6 protein-coding genes are annotated in these 3,771 nt (G+C 35.3%); 4 read left to right on the top strand and 2 right to left on the bottom strand.

Annotation, left to right across the window (positions count from 1 at the left end; translation table 11 throughout):
- The first annotated feature begins 233 nt into the window (after window positions 1–233).
- Window positions 234–1,502: a site-specific integrase gene (locus Q0546_RS05770; RefSeq protein ID WP_298791358.1), complete on the top strand. Its 1,269-nt coding sequence runs from the start codon at window positions 234–236 to the stop codon at window positions 1,500–1,502.
- The gene (locus Q0546_RS05765; protein WP_298791356.1) at window positions 1,496–1,945 is read left to right on the top strand and encodes a hypothetical protein; all 450 of its coding nucleotides are present in this window, start codon (window positions 1,496–1,498) and stop codon (window positions 1,943–1,945) included. Before Q0546_RS05770 ends, Q0546_RS05765 begins: the two co-directional genes overlap by 7 nt.
- 141 nt (window positions 1,946–2,086) lie before the next feature.
- Here the strand turns inward: Q0546_RS05765 and Q0546_RS05760 are convergent, their stop codons facing one another.
- The gene (locus Q0546_RS05760) at window positions 2,087–2,854 is read right to left on the bottom strand and encodes a LexA family transcriptional regulator (RefSeq protein WP_298791353.1); all 768 of its coding nucleotides are present in this window, start codon (window positions 2,852–2,854) and stop codon (window positions 2,087–2,089) included.
- 252 nt (window positions 2,855–3,106) lie between these two features.
- On the bottom strand, window positions 3,107–3,283 hold the full coding sequence (locus tag Q0546_RS05755) for a hypothetical protein (RefSeq protein ID WP_298791352.1): 177 nt from the start codon (window positions 3,281–3,283) through the stop codon (window positions 3,107–3,109).
- Window positions 3,284–3,386: 103 nt separating this feature from the next.
- Here Q0546_RS05755 and Q0546_RS05750 point away from each other — a divergent pair, with 103 nt between their 5' ends.
- Window positions 3,387–3,557, top strand: coding sequence for a hypothetical protein (locus tag Q0546_RS05750; RefSeq protein WP_298791350.1), 171 nt, complete (start codon window positions 3,387–3,389; stop codon window positions 3,555–3,557).
- On the top strand, window positions 3,557–3,771 hold a 215-nt coding region (locus tag Q0546_RS05745; RefSeq protein WP_298791348.1), incomplete at its 3' end, for a hypothetical protein. The genes Q0546_RS05750 and Q0546_RS05745, both read left to right, overlap by 1 nt.

The following is a 3,771-nucleotide window of genomic DNA, read 5'->3' as shown; positions in this document are numbered from 1 at the left end:
CTACCTTGACATGGTAGTGGTCGATGGTTCGAGTCCATTCGGGGCCACCATTTATCCCCATTTTCACCTATTCTTAATATTCATTTCGGTTTAATTTTACTCAATAAACACCCTATAAAAGGCACTTTTATACGCATTTAGGTATTTTTTAATTTTACTCAAATATAATTCGTTGTAGTTTTAAAAGGTAAGAAATTAGGTAAGAAATATTTATTAGGTAAGAAGTCGATAAAATGGCCAATGTTTCAAGAAACTATTTAACAGATCGGGATATAAGAAAACTTGACCCAAAAGACAAAGAGTATATTAAGGCTGTAGGAGCCCCAAAAGAACTATACATCTCCATTAACCCAAGCGGGCTTAAAAGTTTTTTCATTAGGCTAAAAGACAAGAAGCGGAAAAAGCTAAAAGACTTTAGACCTGGCATTTATAGCGTAGAAGAGGCAAGAAAAGACGCATTAGGCATATTGAACAACCTAGAACAGGGCAAGAGTTTAGAAAGCCTTGATCACAAAAGCAGTAAGTATATTTTTGGTAATTTAGCCAACGAATGGCTAAATCAAAAAAAGGCCATAACTCTTGAGAGCTACTATGTAAAAATCAAAAGTCGCTTAGATACGTATATACTGCCCTCGCTATCTACCAAAGACGTAAAAGATATAAAGGCATCGGACTTAAAATCTTTATTAACGCCCATCTTTAATCCAAATAACCCCAACAAATCAAGACTTGAGACGATCCACAGAATAATAGGGTATCTGAAAGATATTTTTAAAACACCTTGTAGAGACGGCTATATTTCTCTCGATCCGACGCAGTATTTGAGTGAAGATTTTCCAACAGCTAAATTGTTTAATAAGAAAAATGGAATTGATACAAGACATCCTGCGCTAATAGATGATGATTTGATAAAAGAGTTTATCCAAGATTTGAAAAACAATAACACCGTTGAGCTTAATACAAAGCGGGCCATCTACCTACAAATACTTACAGGCAATAGAGCCGGGAATACGGCCGAGGCTAAATGGGAAGATATTGATATGGTAAACGGGATTTGGACTATACGACCTACTGAAATGAAAATGAGAGAAACCCACCATGCATTTTTAAACACTTATGCCCTTAAAATTTTAGAAGAACAGTTTAGGTATAGTCAGAATAGTATATATGTTTTTCCTAGCATACAAGCGGAAACGGGTCATATTGCAAGCGGAACTATAAATAAAGCAATAAAGAACATGGGGTACAAAAATAAACACAAAGGGCTAGCAACGGCACATGGCTTTAGATCGGTGTTTAGGACCATTTGCACTTTGAACAAAGCGGATCTGTTAAAATATGGCGTAACAGAGGAAGCGATCGAGGCTAGTCTGGCACATAAAGAGAAAAATCAAATAAAAGAACACTACCAGCGCAAGATGGCAAAGGATGATGTAAGAGTCAAGCTGATGCAGTGGTATGGCGATCACCTTAATAAGATAGAAGATTTAGGGATATGGTAAAAAAACACACTAACAATAATTTGAAATCTAAAGATAGTTTTTATCAAGAAGGCTACAACGACTATGGTGAAATGATAAAAAAATTAGAAGATAAACTAAAAAGCATTGATGTATCTTCTGAAGAAAATAAAGAAATTGCACACGAACTGCATATAAAACTTAATGAATTATATAAAAAAGATGAAAATTTTGACAAGCAACACAAAGAATTTGCGAATGATGTATATAAAATTATTGATGAAGTTACTGAAAATGTTAAAAAAGAAAATAACGATACTTACACATTGCAGAGTGAATTAATAAGGGCATTTATGATATTAGTAGCATCTGATAATACAGTTGATTTTTATAAAAAATTAATTGAAGACAATGATTTTAATTCAAAAATATATATATTTAATAGGCTTCACGAATCTGTAAAGTTTTGTCAGAAATCAAAGTGAGGGAAAATTTGAGCTGAGTGCCTAAAAATAGGTATTGAGAGCAGATTTATCCAAAATCAAAGTGGCGAAATTTGACTTTACATTACTTTACAAAAACTTTACAAAATTTTACACCACCTTTAAAACCTTTTTAAAAGCCGTTTAAATCGTACCTTTTCTAATGTGTGCCACTACACGCCCTATTATATTGCAGTTTTCCAAATTTTCACCCTCTATGATAATGGGCCTATAGTTTTGATTATCCGAGACCAACGTTATCGCACCCGTTGTTGGGTCTCGCTCTAGGCGTTTTACGTAGATGTCGCCACTGTAATTTACGACATATACATAACCGCTAATTATACCGTTGCCGCCGCTTATAGCACTAACAAAAAGAAGCTCACCATTGTCGATCGTAGGCTGCATGCTATCGCCACGAGCATTTATGATATGAATGCAGCTTAGATCGCCCTTTATGCCCAAAAAGCCGCGCAAAAATCCCTCATTAAAATCTAGGGTTATCGGCGATTCATCATAGTCAATGACGCCATCTCCAGCACTGGCGTAAGTGTCTTCAAAGTACGGTATGGCTATGATTTCATTTTCTTCTTCATTTTCGTAAGATTTATCTGATTTTTTAAGATTTGAGGCACTAGGGGACAAATTTTCGTGACTAACGAACGACTTACGAACTAAATTTCCATTAGACTTACGAACCACTAACGAACCTTCATCATCATTTAAAAAATATGATTTTTTTACATCAAAAACTTTTGCAATTTTTTCTAGGTTTGATGTTGTGATATTTTCACCTATACCGGTCTCATAACGTTTAATGCTTTGGATCGACACGCCCGATTTTTTTGCTAATTCTTCTTGCGTCCAGCCCTTTTCAGAGCGTAAAAGTTTAATTTTTTGAGCTAAGTCCATAATATCCCCTTGACAAATCTAATTAATTAGACTATAATTACAAACATATTTAGAAAGATAATATCTATAAAAAGATTAAAATTTTCTAAATGTTATTTGAAATCTTATTGTTAAGCGGATAAATTACCTTATAAGGAGTTCGCATGCAATGCGCTAAAGAAAAAGATAAGACCTTGGATACGGTAAAAGAGTTAGTAGCTATCATAGATAAGCACTGTGATGAGTCCGAAAGTAACGACCAAGCGAGGATCATTAAGCTTTTGGCGGCTTATTATCGAATTTCTCTTGTTCAAGTGAGCTGAGATAATCGCCTATTTGCTTATAAACGTCCAGTATTTCTTGCGTCGCTTTGTCTAAATGGCCGGACTCCGGCTTTTTGACCTGAAAAACGATCTTTGTAAGTTCGAGTTGAATTTCCTCTTTAGTCATTTGTAAGTCCTTTGAGTTAAATTTCGCTTGGTCGCGAAATAATGATACCAGAGGGCTTACAAATATCCGCTTAACAATAAAATTTGATTTAAAAGGAGTAAAAATGCCAGGATATAGGGTAAAACCGGTCGCAAAGGCCGTAAAAGAAAAGCTAAAATACGACCTAAAAGACTATTGCGCAATGAGAGGCCTAAGCTTAAGCAGCTTCTACAAAGGCTACATAAGCCAAAAAGCCAAAAAAATACTCGAAAAAGACGGCATCAAGGTAGCGTAATGTGGGTAAATTCTAAACAAGCCGCGGAGATTTTGGGTGTAACCGACAGGGCTATCCAAAAATCAGTACTAAAATTCAACTCGCAAAACAAAAAATTTTGCGTTGTAAAGTCTAATATATTAAACTTTACCTACACCGACGGCATCGGTCGCGGCGGTAAAACCCTCCAAATTTGGATCGACGACGATCTAATCAATGATAAAAACGGCGAAAT

This window comes from uncultured Campylobacter sp., from assembly GCF_937997465.1.
Taxonomy (GTDB): domain Bacteria; phylum Campylobacterota; class Campylobacteria; order Campylobacterales; family Campylobacteraceae; genus Campylobacter_A.
The sequence above is the reverse complement of the archived record's forward strand: the minus strand, read 5'-3'. Positions and strand labels throughout refer to the sequence as shown.

Excerpts from the sequence above, each read along its gene's own strand:
- Q0546_RS05770 (WP_298791358.1), top strand. The coding sequence starts at position 234 with ATGGCCAATGTTTCAAGAAACTATTTAACAGATCGGGATATAAGAAAA.
- Q0546_RS05765 (WP_298791356.1), top strand. The coding sequence starts at position 1,496 with ATGGTAAAAAAACACACTAACAATAATTTGAAATCTAAAGATAGTTTT.
- Q0546_RS05760 (WP_298791353.1), bottom strand. The coding sequence starts at position 2,854 with ATGGACTTAGCTCAAAAAATTAAACTTTTACGCTCTGAAAAGGGCTGG.
- Q0546_RS05755 (WP_298791352.1), bottom strand. The coding sequence starts at position 3,283 with ATGACTAAAGAGGAAATTCAACTCGAACTTACAAAGATCGTTTTTCAG.
- Q0546_RS05750 (WP_298791350.1), top strand. The coding sequence starts at position 3,387 with ATGCCAGGATATAGGGTAAAACCGGTCGCAAAGGCCGTAAAAGAAAAG.